The organism is Ktedonospora formicarum, from assembly GCF_016587355.1.
Taxonomy (GTDB): Bacteria; Chloroflexota; Ktedonobacteria; order Ktedonobacterales; family Ktedonobacteraceae; genus Ktedonobacter; species Ktedonobacter formicarum.
Genome location: NZ_BNJF01000009.1, coordinates 37,467 through 55,831, shown reverse-complemented (window position 1 = coordinate 55,831; position 18,365 = coordinate 37,467). Strand labels below are relative to the sequence as shown.

Below are 18,365 nucleotides of genomic sequence, written 5' to 3'. Positions count from 1 at the left end.
GGGTGGAAAGCGCGGATGCGCTGAGGTCAGGAAGAGGCTCTTTTTAGCTCGCGGAAGGCCAGGCATGGCTATACGCTGGTAGTTTGTAGATACGAGCGCTCGCTGCCGAATGTGGGAGCGTTTCCCACGCAAATGGTTAAAAAGCCAGCGTTGCGCGATCCCTGCTCGAAGGCACCAAATTCATCTCTCGCGCCACCTCGGAACACGCCCAGGAAATTTTTCATCGCCCAGCCGTTGGCAGACATCTTTCAGCTGCTCGAAGGCACCCTGCCATTCCAGATCAGCGAGCGTTTCTTTCAATGGCACGTCCTCTCGCAGCGTCGCCAGTTTGCGGAAAAGCAGCGCCTCATCCCAGTGCTGTGCCAGGCTCTCAGCCAGGCGCGCGGCGCGTCTGGCGCTCACCCCCCAGGTTTGCGGATCTGCAGGGATCGCCTCGAGGTGCTCGTATTTTGCAAGCACGGTCGCCGCAGATTTTTCACCCCAGCTCGGGATGCCAGGGAAGCCGTCGGCCGCATCGCCCACCAGCCCCAGCCAGTCGGGGATCGACTGCGGGCGCACGCCAAATTTCTCCACCACACCCGCCTCATCGATGAGAATATCGCGGCGGCGATCCCAGCCAACGATGCGGCTTCCAGAGACCAACTGAGCCAGATCCTTATCCGGCGAGCAGATCACGATCTGTTCAACCTCTGCTTCGTTCTTGAAACGGGCGGTCGCGCTGGACAGGGCATCGTCGGCCTCGAACTCCACCATCGGCCAGACCACTAGCCCAAGCGCGGAAACAGCCTCTTCGGCCAGCGGGAACTGGGCTATCAGGTTGGAGTCAACGCCCGCGCCGGTCTTGTAGCTGGGGTACTGGTCGTTACGGAAGGACTCGATCACATGATCGAACGCGCAGGCCACATGGGTGATGCCAGGCGTCGTCAAGAGCTTCAGCAGGCTGCGTAAAAGGCCCAGCGTTGCGCCGACCTCGCGCCCATCTGGTGCCTTGCGCGGCGGCGCGCCAAAGTGGCTGCGAAACAGCTCATAGGTACCATCCACTAGGTAGATCTTCATTGAATTTCTGGTACTGCCCTTCTCAATCTACTCAAAAGTGCTCACGCACAGTCGAATAGTTTCAATTGCTGCACTTGCCCCTCACAGGAAGCCTCTTTGACTTCTCCGCTGCTTTGGGTCGCACGCAGCACACCGCACTCAGATTGAGTGTGTGGCTCTTGCCGAGCAAGGAACCTCGTCAGAATATTTTGAGCACTATTCTCATCCCGATCCATGACAAGTCCGCATTCTGTACAACAATACGTTCTCTTCCACAATGGCATGGCTTGTAGATTCCCACAGCCACTACATTGCTTTGAGGTATTGCGCTCATCTAAGAAGTGAAGCTCTTTCCCGTACAATTGACATTTGTATGAAAGCATTTGGGTGAAGGTGGACAAACCCCATTCGTTGAACACTGCTCGATTCAGATGCTTGTTGCGCTTGTGATGCTCTTTCATGACCATTTGTCTTTGGGAAAGGTCTCCGACCACAATGGTTCTCTCAACCACTTTGTGGGCTATGAGATGAGATGCCTTATGCAGGCTATCTCGCTGCTTCTTGCGTTTCTTCTCGCTCACGCGCTTGTACACCTGAGAAAGATGCTTATAGCGGCGTGACTTTTTCTTACATGTGTCTCGCTTTGAGCGAATCTTGTCGAGTTGGCGGTTATACCATTGCCCTCCTTTGCATCCACCAACATGATAGAACCGTCCTTGCTCATTCACGCCAGTTGCCAGTGTCTTCATGCCTAAGTCGAAGGCAACAATACCATCATACTCATGCCGTTCTTCTTTGCGCTCGGTCACAAAGGATGCGTAGTAATTGCCTCTGGCGTCACGACTAATAGCAACTTCTTTGTAGTCCTTTGGTGCTGTCTCGGTGAGGCGAGCAACAATATTGGGATAGGACTTTGTCCCATGCCTCCCTCCTCCTCCGGTGGGCAGGGGAAGTGTGTTGCCCTCTACCTTGATGTACATAGCTGGGTAGCAGAGCGTAAAGAAACAATGACGTGGGCGCACCCTTGGGAACCCAGGTGTCTCGCCTGCCTTCACTCTTCGGTAAAAAGCTTTCATGGCTTTGTCGAGGCGAAAGTAGACCTCATGTAGCAACTTGCCATAAACCTGAATGAGCTCAGGATCATGGACCTTACTCTCCTGCAAGCTCTTCTTGGCTGCATAAAGGTTCCACTTCGCACCTTCACGAAGCCTCATCACCTGCCAGTTGTACAGTAGGGTAGACTGGGAGCGAGGTTTCAATTGCTTGCTCCTTTTCTCTCAGTCTCCCTCAGAACCGGACTTGAACCTTTCGACTCATCCGGCTCGCCAGTGATGTTCAAGTTTCGGTGCCTTCGTTCTCCGTAGTGGATATTTTCGTGGCATCGACGACAGGTAATCAGCGTTTTTCTTCTTCTTGCTGCCATGATCTGTATCCAGCGAGGCTTTTCTTTCCTCCCCTTCACATTCAGGTCAGCCAGTTTACGGATATGATGAACCTCTACTTGTTCTTTGGAGCCGCATAGTTCGCATGTATCTGCGAGAAGCCGTTTAATCAGTTCATTGCGCTCAAATTTCTTGTAGATCGGTAGCTGATCGTTGAGGAGTGTCGCTTTTCTCCTACGGAGTGGTATTCCTCCAAATTGTGCTATCAATGGTTTCTTTCCCTGTCGTTCTACTTTAACTTCCAAGCATTTCATTTGCCCGTATGGAGTCTCTGTCTGCGTTTGATACTTGCGCACCATAGCAGTTACGCGGGCTTTATGCTTGTTTGCCAGTGTTTTCAGCAGCGACATACGCATAATCCAGTGGAGCTTGTTGAGCCGTCGAATATTGGTGGCAAGTATATAATATTGAACTATTCCCCGGTATTCTGACTGGTATCGACTGATGATACTGTAGTCATCATCTGAAAGCAGTTCTGCTCGATAGGTCGGCTTTTCTTCTTTCATGTATATGCGGCTTTTCTTTTCAATGACGTCAGTCGGGATACGTAGACCAATGTTCCGATTGATCTTCCGCCGTCCGTTGCCATCAATTTGATCCGTCGCATGTTGACTCATCAGTTCATACCCCAGAAAACGGGCCGCTTCGGTAGCTGCATGGGTGATAAGCGTCTTCTCTTCTGAGAGATGGAGTTTGAGCGTTTCTTGGAGATACGCCCCAATTTGACGTTTAATCTCTTCCAGTTCCGATTGCGGGCCAATGAACCCGATCAGCCAGTCGTCCGCATAACGAACGTACCGAAGCCGCCGGTAAGAAGGGTCATCAGGATCGCTAGAGGCTTCCTGTCGGAGTTGTTGATACAGTACCTTCACTTCTCTGATGTGACCCTCTTGTTTGGCGTTCTCGATTTTCCTCTGGATGGCAGTGTATCTGGGATTTCTTCGTCTGATCTCACCTTTGGTGTAGGTTGGAAGGAGCCTCTCTTCAATGTACTTATCCAGTTTATCCAAATAGATATTTGAGAGGACCGGACTGATCACACCGCCCTGTGGGCTCCCGCTCCAGGTGGTATGGTAGGTCCAGTCTTCCAAATAGCCAGCTTGGAGAAGGTTTTGGATCAACCGTAGGAACCGATTGTCATGAATACGTTCTCCCAGAATGGAGAGCATGATTTCGTGGTCCAGGCTCCCAAAACAATCTGATATGTCGCCCTCAAGGAACCACTTGGTGCCTGACCAGACATTTGCCACCTCACGTAATGCGCTGTGACATCCCCGTTCAGGTCGGAAACCATGTGAATGCTGATTGAACTGAGGTTCATAGTACGCTTCTAAGATTTGCCGGAGCACCTCTTGCAGCAATTTGTCAGACCAAGAAGGCAGGCCAAGCGGGCGGAGTTTGCCATTCTTCTTTGCAATGTAAACTCGCTTTACTGGTGTCCATCGATACCGTTCCTCACGGAGTGCTTCGATGATCTTCTTGATCTTGGTGAGCGCCATCGCATCCACGGTCTCCGCTGTTGTTCCTGGTGTCATTGCTCCATCGTTGGCATACAATTTTGCATAGGCACGCAGGTACAAGTCTGGATTGTACAATTGCCGATAGACTTCTTCCAACGGCAGTCCTCGTTTGCCGCGTTCTTGAATGATACTCAGGACGGTTTCGGCTGTCCTCATCTCAAGTACCTCACTTTGCTGAGTATCTCATCACCTCATCCCCTTTGCCGTGTAGAGGGCTTTCCCCTCCTCTGACTACTATGGGATGTCCGTCATCATGGGGGTCTCCCCCTTTAGATGATCCTATGGTTCGTCATCGTAGTACGTCCGAGCGCGACGTAGGTAGCTCATTCATCTCTTTAGGTGGCGTCGTTCGCCATCGCTCATATGGAAGAAGTTGTAAAAGTCGAGGATTCAGACCTTTACACCATATGACACTGGTTTCAAGCACTCTACCAGTGGGGGAATGTGAACCCCGATGGAGATTGAGCTTCAAGCAGTTTAGCTTTTACCATATCGCACGGGTCTTGCGGGACATATCCTACAGTGCTTTGGGATATCCACCGCGTTAGCAGCATGCTACGGTCCCCTGGCACTTTTCAGTGTTAAGGTAAGCTGTTAACCCTAGAACTTACTTCTCAGTTCTACCTGGCTGAACCAGGGATACTACGATGCGCTCTCATAGCGCACAGCCTCGACACTTCCCCTGCATGAACTCAAGCGTGGCGGCGTCCTGCTCATTCACCTCAATCTTGATTTTTGTGCAAAGCAGCATCTTTGATCGCTTTCTTGTAGGGGCGTAACCCGTGCAGTCGAGCACTAAATACCGTTACTATGGCGAGAAGATCACGCACAAGCTCTTGCTCAGGAGAAAGGTTTTCTCCATTAATGACCACAAGTTCGGTATGATGTCGCTCACAGAAGGCTTCAAAGTATTCGTATCCGAAGCGTACCAACCGATCTCGATGAGCAAGAACAATGCGCCTCACCCGCCCTAACTCAACCATCTCCATTAGTTGATTGAAGCCTTTGCGCTTGTAGTTGAGTCCACTACCAATATCCTGTATCCATTCATCAACAGTAACATCATGGGTAGTGCAATACGCTTGTAACGCCGCCAGTTGGTTTGCAAGGTCAGGCTTTTGTGCGACTCCTGAAACACGAGCATAGACAATGGTAAGGCCCTGTTCAGGTGCTTTGAACCCACGATACTCAAGGTACTGATCGTGAGTGTAGTAGCGCCGATTTGATTGTGGAGAGCGATGGGCGACTAACTTGCCTTCACGGTCCCATTTTTGGAGCGTCTTGGTTGACTTGCCAATCATTTTACCAAACGTCTGAATGCTATATGTGTTTGACATAAGTATATTTTAACACATTTGAGTGCTTATGTCCAAACTGCTTTAATCCTCCTCACATAATTTCAGAATTGTCCAGCCTCTGCGAAAATAGACATCACCATAAGGCAAGATAAATGATGTCATCTGTATACTTTTAATGATCTGGATGATCGGTGCATACATTGCTGTCTTCGTCGTTTATCTTATCACGAAAGACACATCCGTTGTTCTCATCTGGACGAACTACGCCGCTCGACTTTGCCACGAGCCAATGGTGTTTACGTACCCGATAGAATAGGTAGGGAAAAGAGAAAGTCTAAAAGGTACGGATGATCAATGGCACAGAAAAAAGCAAAATACCAAGGATCTGATTTGTTCAATAAGAGGGCATATATCGCACAAGAACACCTGGAAGTAATGTCAGAGATTACAAGACTGTGTGCTATACTGGGTAAGCGATCCTCTCATGTTCGCCCGGACGAGGAGTGCGTCGTACCCGGTAAGTAAAGACGACGCACAAAAAATCTGTCACAAGCGACCTGAGGAGGTTCTTCATGAGCGGTATTTTGCAAATTGTTGGTGCTCTTATGGTTCTGGGAGGATTTGCCCTCTCACAATTTCGCGTTCTCAGTCAGCAATCCTACCCCTACCTACTTCTCAATGTCATTGGTTCTGGTGTTCTCGCAATCCTTGCCGCCCTGGATTTCCAGTGGGGCTTTTTGATGCTGGAAGGGGGATGGGCATTGGTCTCCTGTTGGAGCGTTTTCGCTCGGATAAGGGAGGGAATACCTGGTTCAGCTCACTGATTTTCCCACAACGAACCAGAAACTCGCCAGGCAGAGACTCTGTCTGGCGAGCGGCCTTACAAGATTTGAGCTCAACATGCCCAATTTGTATGCAATCTTGATTTCATGGGAACCACCTGGGTGATGATGTGATAGGTGAGGCCTGCGAACGCAAAGTGCTCAGGGACATTTTTGTTCGTTCACAGTATCAAACACCTGCGCATTTTTGGGTGAAACCCAGAAAAAAGATCCAGGCGAGATACGAAGAAAGCGCTCCTCACCTGGATTCATCTCCCATCATGCTGGAAATCAAGAATGTGGTGAGGGGGAAACGACTGTTTTTTTCCTGCGTGATGCTTTTTCCAAGAGAGAACATCGGCCTCCCCTCCCTCCGCACGAGCCAACATTCAGCATCAAGAGGCAAGCGTCTTCCCATTCTGGTGGTTGCGCAGATACGTGAGGGTGGCTTTGAGCCCCTCATGAACCACCTCAGGAGGTGGATGGTGCAGGTTCGGGTTGTCAGCCAGGTCGAGGGACTCCAACTGAGAGAGCTGGCCCAGTTCCTCTGGCAAGGACGTAAGCTGATTGGCATTCAGACACAGGGACATCAATTGAGAGAGTTGGCCCAGTTCCTTTGGCAGAGATGTAAGTCGATTGGCGTCCAGATCCAGACGTAGCAATTGGGAGAGCTGGCCCAGTTCCTTTGGCAGAGATGTGAGCTGATTGCCAAACAGATCCAGGCGTTGTAATTGGGAGAGTTGGCCCAGTTCCTCTGGCAGAGATGTGAGCTGATTATCCCGCAGAGAAAGCCATTGCAATTGTGAGAGCTGACCCAGTTCCTCTGGCAGAGATGTAAGTCGATTGGCGTCCAGATCCAGGCGTTGTAATTGGGAGAGTTGGCCCAGTTCCTCTGGCAAGGACATAAGCTGATTGGAGTCGAGATCCAGGTACTCCAGTTGAGAGAGTTGGCCTAGTTCCTCTGGTAGAGATGTGAGTCGATTGGAGCTCAGATACAGGTACTCCAATTGGGAGAGCCGGCCCAGTTCCTCTGGCAGAAATGTAAGCTGATTGCCATGCAACTCCAGGCGTTTCAATTGGGAGAGTTGGCCCAGTTCCTCTGGCAGAGATGTGAGCTGATTGGAGTCGAGATCCAGGTACTCCAATTGGGAGAACTGGCCGACTTCCGGGAGTAGCATGGTGAGACCAAGTCCGGACAGCCTCAAACGGCACACTCGTCCCTGCCGGTTATACTTGACATGCCGATCTTGTTGATACTTGGACCAAGTCGTGAATGCGGGAAGCAAGCGGTCAACGATCGCTTGATCGTGTGGTGAACGTGGCATACGTTTCCTTTCCTTTCTGTTGCACCTGCCAGCGGTGTGGCAGAGCATGAGAGACGCCTGTTGGCGACGCTCCGATTAGGGGCGAGCAAACACGAAGGTGGGGCTGCCCTCCCATCACTATGCAGGTACTTCAGGTAGTTTCATTCTCGCAGAACCGTTCTGGTTCTGGAGCGTTCTGGGACCATTGGCTCAGAGGACAAGCTTTGGAGATGGCGTTGCAAAACTGGATGTGCGGCGTGGTAGCCTGCTCCTGTAAGAGAACAACACAACGGCGCGTAATTATACCCTTCGTATCTCCTCGCGCTCCAATGCTACACCATCCTGGACCATCCTCACGATCATCTCCGCTGTTTTCTCGCTCACAATGATCATCCCTTCTCTTGTCCTCAACCCAATCGTGCTTGCGCTTCCGCAATCGCTTTGCATACACGCACCTGATTTCTCAACTCTTCTCGCGAAGTCACCTCCCAAAAACCAACTTCATGCCCCAGCGTATATCCCCTTTCATACCATTCAAATCAACAACCATAGATATGCTTTCTCGTCACCACCCTGAAAACGCCGAGATCTCGCCTGAATACCGGCTTCCGGGAAGATTGTCTCTTTCTGGCGCATTGATGAACACTTCATAGTCCGTGATCCCGACCTTCGCCAACAGCATCCTGATAATCTGCTGCTCACTCTCCGTCAATTCCATTCCTCACATCACATATACCTCTCTTTAGCGCATATTCGTCCCTTCACATCACCTTCTCCGCCTTCACCTCAACTGGAAAGGCCGTCTCATCTTCCAGCACAGATTTGAGGCGGTAGAGCCGTCGGCAATCAATATGTCCAACGACTCTCTATCGCTGCATCCTCGCAGAGCCGAACAAAGATAATTTGCTCCTGCAAGAAATGTCTGTATGTTCTTTGTCAAAAGATTTTGCGTACTTGTATGTATTCCCTTAACCAGGTACATTCACTATGTGGAAAGGGGGAAACAAGTGCAGCGCAATTTTTTTGTGAGGAGAAATGCGATGTAGGAACATACACATAAAGCCATTTAAGCCATTTAAACTTCTTGTTTACAGGATGGGGAACTTGTGTCTATGACCGAACCATGATGCCACTAGTCAAAGGTTGTATCAACGCGTCATCGACGATATAACTCCTCTCGGACTCGTCGAGGGGAATAAATTCCTCAATCTGCAGACTTTGTAAAGGCCACACGTCGCGGCTATCACGATACGTTTTGCGTGAAGAGAAAACATGCCGATGCTCATCACCTCTGCAAGAGGTTACCACGAATAGGCGTACCAACTGCTCAGAGCAAGGATGTTATTGAAGAAAGGAATACGCTTTGTGTTGAAAAAAGCATTTTACATTCTATTATCCATTGTCGCTCTTTTGAGTTTCTGTGTGCTGACAACGCCAAATGATCTCGGATGATCTACCTCACAAGCAGGTTAACTCGTTAATAGCTGAACTGATCACTCTCTGCCGCACACGTTCCCTAAGCCACCCACTATCATGCTCCCTCATTCGGAACATAGGAATATCCAATCTGCCCCACAGGCAAGCAAGCTCTCATTATAATGGCGAGATGAGGACAATTGATACTCCCATTTGATCAAATGGGAAGCATGACAACTACTTTACCGGTTTACTACCCAACAAAAATTCACCAACAGACGTTTCCTTCAGATAATCGGTACCTGATAATTTTGTGAAGCGATCGGAGTCGCCTGCTCCTAGAGCACAAGGGGCTAAGTTCATAGCAGTAGCAACAAGATACATAGTAGAATAAATTACCCCTACATTTTTCAGTGTAAGCGCATAAGCTATACTTTGATACTTCCATGAGACCCTCTGGAAACGTGCAGCAAGATTGATCAAGATCTGGGGGCGGCTGTGCCCACCAGCGGATCGAGATGCCTCCGATAACATATTTTCAGTATCTTGATTTGCTTCTCGGATAAAAGACAAAGCATGATTCAATGGATCATACCAATAGAAACCTGGAGTGAGACCTTCACAACGGTCAATGGTCAGGTAAAACTCTATTTCATAGGCTGCGCCGCTGCAGGGATATGGTCGTTTTGTAATGTCACCTGTTTCTCCATTTTGATGGACTTCTTTGACACGAGCAACCCGATAGAGAAACTCACCAAGTTGAGCAACCGTAACTGGATTATTATCATACTCGCGTATCGAGGCCCGAGCATCCATCACAGCGGTTAAACCAGGATCTACTTGACGAATCCTCTCCCTATCAGGTTGGGGCAATGGTAGAGTCACAGGCCACTGAGTTTGCTTCACTGCGGGCAGAGGAGGAATGCGATGCAGAAAACGGTAGGTACCTCCTACCATGTTATCATGTCTCCCTATCCGGCTACGACTATGAAACAGGAGGTCATGAAAGTCCCACTGCATACAGGTTTCATCATCCTCTTCGCTAAGCCGACCTTCATGTGTTGTCGGAGACACGAAGTTGGCCATCACCAATAAAGCAAGTAAACCTGTCACGGTATTGCTATCCTCTCCGGGGAGAGTTTGGGCAAGCTCAATGGGAGTAACTGCATTGCTGAGATGATACACTACACACGCCGCAACTGCATGATCAAGCCTGATTCGAGCATGAGAGAGAGGAGATTCTATATAATTACACCCATCCTCATCCCGTCTTACATAGGCGAACCGTGACATTCTGTAAGCCTGATCTCTCTGGATGGCTACCCATCTCTGTTGGAAGTGCGATGAAATTGCTATCAACGTTGCTAGAGGTCGATTTTGATCGCCGCTTTCCGCACAAATGAAGAGCATCTGATGCCGCATCAGACAGGACAAATAACGATAGAAAGTAGCTAGCATATTCTCTTCATGCGCTTCAATAAGAGACTCATTAATCTGCTGCATCGAACAGGCTGTTGTCGTAAGCATTATCATCACACGGAGTTGGCCCGGACTAAGATGAGGAAGAGTAATCTGGCAATGAGGAGAGGTCATCACGACCCCATCCCCACTTTCACGTATCTCTACATTCTCTTGCAAACGATAAGAAATGCATTCGGATTGTGTTGTTACGTTCATAGCCAACTCCTCTCAAAGAACATGGCGATAGGATCTTCCTAGTCAAATGGATGTGGGTATGGATTGATCTCTGCCTCTGACAGAGGATAGTTTCGATATCCCAAGGCAAATGGTAGTTGATGCAGCCGCTCCAAACCTACGATTCGACGATTGTCGTGTCCGAAAGTCATGGGGAGCATACCAGGCATGAGGATCTTCACACAGCGCAAACCACAAGGAATATGTTCTGGCGCTGTTTGATCAACCACAATGGTGTCTATACCACGCTTGAGATAATAGCTGATGAGGTACTCTAAGTCGTCTCGCAAATCCATACGTTCTGGCGGATGGTAATAGAAATCACCAAATGCTTCCTGGAAGGTTTGTTGTGGTTGTGGATGGTGTAAGAAAAGAAGTCGATCAAATGCCTCTGGCAAATGGTACACCAGTGGGTGATCGACTAATGTTTTGACCAGGCTAGAATTGGCGAGCATCTCTAGTGCGTGCACTCTCTGCCGTTGATATGACTGAGGAGGAAGAGCAAAGAACTCCGAAAGCTCGCATAGTGTTCTCAACAAAGCTTGCTCTGGATGGGGGTGTGAACCCGCCGCTACTTGAGCCTTTGGCATACTTATACGATTCTGATCATCGCTTCCTAGTAGCAAGAGGCAGGGAACCGCATGATCTAAAGTAGCGTTCAAGATATGGATAGTATAGCCAGAACGCCCCTCTAAGTGTTCAACGAGTAAACGGATCATAGGATCTGTTACTGAGCTAGGGTTAAGGCGCGGCAAACAAAGTTGAGCATACCACGTAAGTAAGAATGCATCGCGCTCGACGACTTCCAAGATGCCGTGGAAGATAGCCTCTTCGAGACAGTTACCAAGAGCACAGCCATTTGATGAATCGCTGACAAATGCCGGGTTTTCTTTGCTCACGGGGATACGATAATAGGCACAATGCTCTGGTACGAGAATGGGAGACTGGTGTTGGAAGGAATACCCCCAAACCCAATTACATGTTAGATTTTGATGAAATGCTGTGAGATGACGATGATTTTGATCGTATTGCTCATATCTTTCTGGACTATGAAGCCCTAGGGTTGTGGGGTCGAGCGCTTGCTGTTCCTGTTGAATGAGCTGATGGTAACTTGCTCGTACTGTTGTATGTTTACTTCTCGGGTACAAGCCAGCATAACGTTCCATGGTTTCTAATAGAGACACAACCTTGCTCTGTTCAGGGCATAATGTACGGCCAGAACCCAAAACTGACCCTAACTGATCGTGTAGCTCACATGAGACAATAGGAAGCAAGCCTCTTTCATGGATTGAGAGAGCATCAATCACTCCCGCTCGTTCATCAACGTATGTAGAGAAAATCTGTTCTGTTTTCGTTTCAGATTGTTGGGTACGGTATGTAAACGCAACCGGCTTTGGCCGTGACTGTAGGGTAATGGTGGCCATCTCAGCCGTATCTTTGGAAAGTTCTCCACAATCAGGACAAGAAGAGAGAGGAAGGAAAGAATGTCGACAACAATCTAAGGTTTCTAATGAGATGGAGAGCAATGCAAGGCTTGTTCGCACCTGGCTTGATCTATGGAGGTACGCAGTAATTTCCTCTCCAACCAGTGCGGCTAATATCTCCGTGCTAAATGATGATAGCCACGGCTGAGAGACCTTTAATTCATGTTCGTTATAAAGGTACTGGTGCAAAAGTTGGCGGTCGGCATCCGAGAAAGTTGCCCCTAATTTACGAAACTCAGCACAGGTTGCACACCCTTTTTCTTGTGGAACGACACATGGGCCGATTATGCCTTCACCAAATTGAGTGTACACCGGAAGCAATGCCACTCCTGATTGAAGACAATGTTGATTGATCTTCTGAAGTGTCCTGGGAGTCCAGATATCACTGCAATAGACCATGATGCCACAGGTTGCAACTTGTTGGGGAAGATTCTCAGTGGTGAAAGGAATAATCCGATACATGTGCTCCACATAACGCTTTACACGCTGGTAGACAACTCCCTGCCCAATGAGTCCAATGGGGCGCTTTTTGTCCTCTCCCATAGAGTTTCTATCCGTTCTTCACTTCTGTTCTCGTTAAAAGAACACGCACTATAGCGGATAGCACCTGCGTCACTGCCGGGTCATGGTTTAGAGGGATAGCAAGTGCACGTAAACCATTTGTCTGCAATGTCCTTAACAGCCATGCTTGCCGGTCTGGCCATGCTTCTGGCAGCATATACTGAGGCACGTGTAATTGATTTCGGCGTCGAGTCAATGGAAAATCTAGCACAGGAGCTACCGCATATTCAGGTTGCTGGCATCGCTCTGCTTGCAACTGCTGTAACGCTTGCTCAAGTCCCATTTTCAACGCTTGTGCTACATCAAAATGCGTACTATAGGCAATAACCATCCCATTTAAACATGTGGCGAAGGTTGGAACCTGCAATGTGCCTGTTACATCATAGATAGTGAGTTGCTCGGCTGCCACTTTGAGAAGGCGGTACAGATGTGTTCCTTCTGGAGTCATGGGAGCACTGGCAAGGTCAACCTGGAGAAACGAGTGATGAGCATCTTTCAACTGTTCAATGGAGAGATAGTTACACCAATCTAACAGTGCCTGACAAATAGCCTCCTCCCAGGTCATCCCCGATGCAATCCCTCGTTCATTTTCAATTTCTTGTGCTGTCTCGTTTAAAGCAGGGAAAACATACTCTGCAGGCACAAGATAAGCTTGTTGCCTATGCAGGTCCAGTGCCCAGGTGTACGTTGAAACTTCTGGAAGAGGTTGTTTTATTCCTACCCATTGATCGGTCGATATGGTAGGCAAGACGTGCTGGTGTACTCTCTCGCAGGGAAGCAACCGTCGTCGATCCACAAGAGTAGCCGCGTAACGCTCGGATGCTCTTTGGAGGGCACGCAATCGGGCCTCTCCCATATCTGTGTCCACCGCAATGACATCGAGAAGTTCATACTGGCACTTCCTGAGCATTGGATTGGAGAGATGTATTTTATAAACGGCGAGGGGAACCTGGACGAAATGATTATTGTCAAGCGTGGTAAAAAGCCCAAATCGATCATCAATATAACGGGCGATGTTTTCTTCAAAGAGCGTATTCGGGTTGATTGGACTCTGGCGCTGGAGTTGCTCGATCTGCTCAAGGAAGGAAGACGCCGTTGGGAGAATAGGATGCTGACAGGCCAGGCAATGGGGGTGTGGTAAAAACATATGGCTCTTACTTATAAGCGTTTCGAGATCAATATCAACAATATTTCCCACAGTTTTTGTGAACCAGGCTTGCGTGAAATATTTAAACAACTCAAAGACGAGCCGATTCGCGGTCATGGTAGCTATCGGCATTGCGAGGAACCGACTGGGAGAGGCTATTGGCTGATCATGGAACTCGTAGCGTGAAAATTGTTCTGAGAGATTCGTCAGATTCGCCTGTAGGCGCCGCCATGCGCACTCCCAGCATCCACCGGTATCTGGACCCACCAGTGGGCCCACCCAGACATGATCATCAATCATAATGGCCTGGATGAATGTTTTGCGCTGTTCAATGCACAGCCGGTTTAACAGTTGGGCCCGCGCTAACATCGGTCGTTCAGAAAGGTGGAGAATAGCATCGTAGCCCTGGATCGAGGCCAGCACGCTGGTCTCGTTATCCCAGGAAGGAGTATCTATCACTCGCACAATTTGTTCAGAATCGTGGGGAGCAAATACATCAAGCCTACCTGAGGAAGACTTTGAACCCTTTTTACTTTCGGGCGTGCTAATCATATCAATCTGTTTCACTCCACATTGGAGGCTAGCCTGGACAAGTAAAGTGAAGCTGAGCCCGGAGCCAATGAGAAGAAGTCGCTTATTACGAAAACACTCAAATCGGGAGGGAGCAGAGGTTTGAAAAGAGTCAATAAAAGTAATGTCTGGGGAGTAGGTTTCTCGCACTACAGGGCGAAGTGCATGAGGTTGATCCTGACTTGTGTCTTGAAGAAAATGATGAGCGAATAATTTCTCTATCAGATTCGTGACCATCCTTTTTCTATTCTGGTCCAATCCATCTGTAATCTCTTCAAGAGTCACTTTTCCATTGAGGTTGGGAAGAAGGTGTTCTAACAGACGATATAAGCTTTTCCCTTTAAGGATGAGACCGCAGTTGTTACTGCGTAGATAGAGGCCATCATGTAAGGGGATGTAACACAGATCTGCTTTCAATTTTGGTCGCATATTCTGTGCCAACATATGTCCATCCCCCTTGAGAAAAGAAGTACAGCAAAAATGAAATCCGGCTTCCGTACAAGCATCTCTCTAGAAAAGATTGCCTTCTTTCATGTGCTAGGGAAAGTTATCACACCTGTAATATAACTTCCATCATGTACAGATAGTGATAACTTTCCCGACTTAGGTCAAACAATCCATTTGAATCTCTTGTTAGAGGTTCAATTCACACAATACTTCAATCCTCTAATCTCGGCAGCCTCCATTAACTCTGGGGCCGCAGTAGCCGCCAGCACCTTCGATGCTCTCGCTGGCACTGTAGTAGCCGGCACCTTCGCTGCTCTCGCAGCCGCAATAACCACCATGAGCGCCACCAAACTTAAGAATCTCGACCTCTTCCAAGTCTTCGTCAGTCAGATCAATAAACTCAACGAATTCTTTGGAGAGCTTATTCTCTGGTGCCTGACGACCACAACTGTTAAAATTCATGAGTTGTTCTCTCCTTTCTCTACGAAGCTTACAGGTTCATGCAAGCTCATTCACACAATTCCTTCTTTATTTTCTACGTTACATCAACCACCCTTCTCAACCATTTGTTTGCTCACAGTTGCTATACCTACCTCTATGGTCAGACCTGGAAAATAACCCGTCTATGCTCAATGCTCTCTTGTACTTTTTCACAAAATGCCCACTGAATGCTGCCAGAATATGTGATTGTCACTGTAGCTGTACCGATATGTTCAAGCGTTGCAGATCAGCACATCTACTCACTCAACTGACTGATACTCTGGCACTCACCAAAAATAACACATATATTTTTAGGATCTCCTGTCGTTAGCCAGTAAATAACGAAGGCACATAGAATAAGATATTCAATATGTGAAAATTCATGCACAGGCACTAATTTGCTCAGCAAACACAAAACACAACTATTATTTCATAATATCTATGAATAGGCTAGTAATATCATAATTAGCAACATAAATCAATAGCGTAATTAATATCTATAAATAGGTATCGACTAAAAGATATTGGATAGTTTGTCCAGGAGAGCGCCCCACTAACCGGTTCATCCACACTTTCGAAACATCATGCGCCACAGGCCACTGAGATGAACTCAATGAAAAGTAAATCAGGTGACTTTCAATGACAACTGAGCCGCCTGAGGAGATTTGGCTTGGGACACTCTCATTGCCTTGGCTTCTTTGGATGCTTGTCGCCTCTGTCGCCGTACTTCATAACCACATACGTGTTTAGTGGGTTTTGATGCACACACACGCGGAGCCGAGGGAGCGTGTCCTGGCCGTTGCCTAAATCAGGGAACTGAGATCCTTTTGTCCAGTCGAGTTTCCTCGCAAAAGCATGGGCTGTTTTTGCCTACACAAGAGGGTACCTTTCCAAATCATGCTCACGTCTTTATTCACTCTTTATCCGGGGATAATTCTGTCTCTATGTAACACTTATGAAGTGGTCAAGCTCTTGATAGGAAAGATGGTATCTGTATCTGCTTCACGCTCGTTATCTCTCTTTGTTAGGCCACAAAGATAGCACAATAAGATTCTGTTAGGCAACAAAGAGAGGTTGCCCTTTCGCATGTTTAGGGCGTATCGTCTCTGCTTCCAGTTGAGCACTATCAACTTCAGCGGTTCGAGCAAACGAAAAAATACTCAAATTAATCATCCCGCATGAGAAAAAACGCACTCCACGTTGGTCACGGGAAGAGTATAAATCACGTGAGCACACGCTCAAGCCTATGTTACTCCACTCCGTTCAGGGCAAGGCCTTCATTGAATCATCTTCATAATCATCCCTTTGGGTGAAGCCAATTCATCCTTGCGAAAGGTATCCTACTGACAGAAACAAAAGGGCTTTCCCACAACAGAAAGATCCTTGTTCTAGGAAACCAGAAGTAAAGGAAACAGTGGGCACTACCAAATTCAGTGGATGTCCATTCTCCTACTTATAGAAAAGGGCGAAAAACATGCAAAAAGTCACTTCATCTTCTACTTTTCTCGACGCAGAGACAAATCTCAGTGCGTCAAGCGATCAGCCGAGCATTGCAATACAAAGACCTTTTGAAGTGGACCCATCGGAATATCCCTTCACTGATCACTGGATGCCTTATCGTGACGGGTACATTCATTACATTGACGAAGGACAAGGACCAACCATTCTTCTCCTTCACGGGAATCCCACCTGGTCGTATCTCTATCGGAATATCATTAAAGAATTGCGCAGCAACTGCCGCCTTATCGCTTTAGATTATCCTGGATTTGGGATGTCAAAAGCACCTTCCCATTATGGTTTTACGCCACAAGAACAATCGGATACGGTACAGGTCTTCATCCGTCGTCTGAACTTGAAGGATGTTGTGCTCGTCGTTCAAGACTGGGGAGGACCAATTGGCGTTAATTACGCGGTCCAACACCGAGAAAACCTGCGCGGCATCGTCGTGATGAACACGTGGGCTTGGCCCACAACGCTCCTACCAGTAAAGCTGTTTTCCTTGGCGATGGGAGGATGGCCTCTCGGGTACTGGCTTCAAACACAGCGCAACTTCTTCGCCAAACACATTGTCCCCTATGGGATTCATCATACTGAAAACATCACGAATAGCTTGAGAAAGGCCTACACTGATCCGTTCCCAACGCCCACATCAAGGATACCAACCTGGATATTTCCCGGACAAATTCGCAAAGCACATCTCTGGTTAAAGGAAATTGAATCGAGACTATCAGTGCTCTCTGATGTCCCCTCCTACATCCTCTGGGGGCGAAAGATAGTGACGGGTTCCCCCTGTCAGAGATGAAAAAATGGCAGCAATACCTCAAACAAAGCGACACTGAGGTCCTGGATGACGCCTCACATTATGTTCAGGAGGATCGACCAGATCGCGTGGTAACTGCTATCCGAAGCGTTCTTGAGAAAACGAACATCGCACCCACCAAATTGACACATGATCAGGCGGAGTAAGAGAAAAGCGAGCAGCAAACCATGAGCACATTTACAGCAGAAGAAATCGCCTTTTTCCAGAGCCAGCACTTCGGCAGGTTAGCAACTGTTAGCCCAAAGGGCGAACTACATATAGCGACGGTGACATTTGACTACAATGCGCTTGAAGACAGCATCGATATTAGTGGATATAACATGACAGCAACGAAGAAGTATCGTGACGCAATCCGTCATGGGCGGGTGGCCTTCCTCATAGACGACATCGCGCCATCTGGGCAAGCGCGTGTCGTTGAAATACGCGGAAGGGCTGAGGCAGCGCCAGAGCGTGGAAACGAGATCAAGACGATGTACACGCGCGAGCTTTTGCGCATCAGGCCCATGCGTATCGTCACTTTCGGTGTGAATGGGACCAGTACTCTACAAGATAGGATAAGAGGGATTTTTCTCAGTCGGAATGTGGAATAAAGCAGGCCAGTTCCCCCAAAGACACGACAGGAAAGACGCAAAGGGATTTGAGCCACATGCCTCTTGGCATGCATGTGGCTCAAATCCCTTGTTCTGGTATTCATCACGGAGCTCTCCTGTGAGCGGATGCGTCGACAACAATATCCTGGAGGCCTACATGCGACACACCTACATCTGTGCCTCATCATCACTCAGGAACGGCCTCGACGCGACCTTTCCCACTTGAGAGATGAAC

13 protein-coding genes and 1 riboswitch are annotated in these 18,365 nt (G+C 48.4%); of the genes, 4 read left to right on the top strand and 9 right to left on the bottom strand.

Annotated elements, in window-relative coordinates; all coding sequences use genetic code 11:
- Positions 1 to 180 precede the first annotated feature (180 nt).
- The 4 genes from K3T82_RS43200 to K3T82_RS43185 all read right to left on the bottom strand — a co-directional run bounded on the left by K3T82_RS43200 (position 181) and on the right by K3T82_RS43185 (position 5,334).
- Complete coding sequence (locus tag K3T82_RS43200) at positions 181 to 1,056, bottom strand: 5'-3' exonuclease (RefSeq protein ID WP_220199653.1); 876 nt, start codon at positions 1,054 to 1,056, stop codon at positions 181 to 183.
- Positions 1,057 to 1,097: 41 nt separating this feature from the next.
- Positions 1,098 to 2,294 carry an RNA-guided endonuclease InsQ/TnpB family protein gene (locus tag K3T82_RS43195; RefSeq protein WP_268886740.1) on the bottom strand — a complete coding sequence of 399 codons (1,197 nt, stop codon included), beginning with the start codon at positions 2,292 to 2,294 and terminating at the stop codon, positions 1,098 to 1,100.
- Entirely contained in the window at positions 2,291 to 4,153 is a 1,863-nt protein-coding gene (locus K3T82_RS43190) for a reverse transcriptase/maturase family protein (protein WP_220195552.1), read from the bottom strand. Before K3T82_RS43190 ends, K3T82_RS43195 begins: the two co-directional genes overlap by 4 nt.
- A 566-nt stretch (positions 4,154 to 4,719) precedes the next feature.
- Positions 4,720 to 5,334 carry an IS607 family transposase gene (locus K3T82_RS43185; RefSeq protein ID WP_220199652.1) on the bottom strand — a complete coding sequence of 205 codons (615 nt, stop codon included), beginning with the start codon at positions 5,332 to 5,334 and terminating at the stop codon, positions 4,720 to 4,722.
- Positions 5,335 to 5,765: 431 nt separating this feature from the next.
- Positions 5,766 to 5,832: riboswitch (guanidine-III (ykkC-III) riboswitch) on the top strand.
- A gap of 35 nt (positions 5,833 to 5,867) precedes the next feature.
- On the opposite strand from K3T82_RS43185, the gene K3T82_RS43180 reads away from it, so the two are divergent.
- Entirely contained in the window at positions 5,868 to 6,119 is a 252-nt protein-coding gene (locus K3T82_RS43180; protein WP_220199651.1) for a CBU_0592 family membrane protein, read from the top strand.
- A 392-nt stretch (positions 6,120 to 6,511) separates the two neighbouring features.
- Here K3T82_RS43180 and K3T82_RS43175 read toward each other — a convergent pair whose 3' ends face one another.
- The 5 genes from K3T82_RS43175 to K3T82_RS43155 all read right to left on the bottom strand — a co-directional run bounded on the left by K3T82_RS43175 (position 6,512) and on the right by K3T82_RS43155 (position 15,202).
- Complete coding sequence (locus K3T82_RS43175; RefSeq protein ID WP_220199650.1) at positions 6,512 to 7,441, bottom strand: leucine-rich repeat domain-containing protein; 930 nt, start codon at positions 7,439 to 7,441, stop codon at positions 6,512 to 6,514.
- 1,632 nt (positions 7,442 to 9,073) lie between these two features.
- Positions 9,074 to 10,513: a SagB family peptide dehydrogenase gene (locus K3T82_RS43170; RefSeq protein WP_220199649.1), complete on the bottom strand. Its 1,440-nt coding sequence runs from the start codon at positions 10,511 to 10,513 to the stop codon at positions 9,074 to 9,076.
- A 38-nt stretch (positions 10,514 to 10,551) separates the two neighbouring features.
- Entirely contained in the window at positions 10,552 to 12,558 is a 2,007-nt protein-coding gene (locus tag K3T82_RS43165) for a TOMM precursor leader peptide-binding protein (RefSeq protein ID WP_220199648.1), read from the bottom strand.
- A gap of 7 nt (positions 12,559 to 12,565) precedes the next feature.
- Positions 12,566 to 14,737 (bottom strand): TOMM precursor leader peptide-binding protein, encoded by a 2,172-nt coding sequence (locus K3T82_RS43160; protein ID WP_220199647.1) that lies wholly within the window; start codon positions 14,735 to 14,737, stop codon positions 12,566 to 12,568.
- Positions 14,738 to 14,959: 222 nt separating this feature from the next.
- Positions 14,960 to 15,202 (bottom strand): hypothetical protein, encoded by a 243-nt coding sequence (locus K3T82_RS43155; RefSeq protein ID WP_220199646.1) that lies wholly within the window; start codon positions 15,200 to 15,202, stop codon positions 14,960 to 14,962.
- A 1,492-nt stretch (positions 15,203 to 16,694) separates the two neighbouring features.
- On the opposite strand from K3T82_RS43155, the gene K3T82_RS43150 reads away from it, so the two are divergent.
- Genes K3T82_RS43150 through K3T82_RS43140 form a run of 3 tightly spaced genes read left to right on the top strand, consistent with a single transcriptional unit; the run spans position 16,695 to position 18,130 of the window.
- Positions 16,695 to 17,522 carry an alpha/beta fold hydrolase gene (locus K3T82_RS43150; protein WP_220199645.1) on the top strand — a complete coding sequence of 276 codons (828 nt, stop codon included), beginning with the start codon at positions 16,695 to 16,697 and terminating at the stop codon, positions 17,520 to 17,522.
- On the top strand, positions 17,519 to 17,686 hold the full coding sequence (locus K3T82_RS43145; protein ID WP_220199644.1) for an alpha/beta fold hydrolase: 168 nt from the start codon (positions 17,519 to 17,521) through the stop codon (positions 17,684 to 17,686). The genes K3T82_RS43150 and K3T82_RS43145 overlap by 4 nt, the downstream gene beginning before the upstream one ends.
- 21 nt (positions 17,687 to 17,707) lie before the next feature.
- The gene (locus K3T82_RS43140) at positions 17,708 to 18,130 is read left to right on the top strand and encodes a PPOX class F420-dependent oxidoreductase (protein WP_220199643.1); all 423 of its coding nucleotides are present in this window, start codon (positions 17,708 to 17,710) and stop codon (positions 18,128 to 18,130) included.
- Positions 18,131 to 18,365 lie beyond the last annotated feature (235 nt).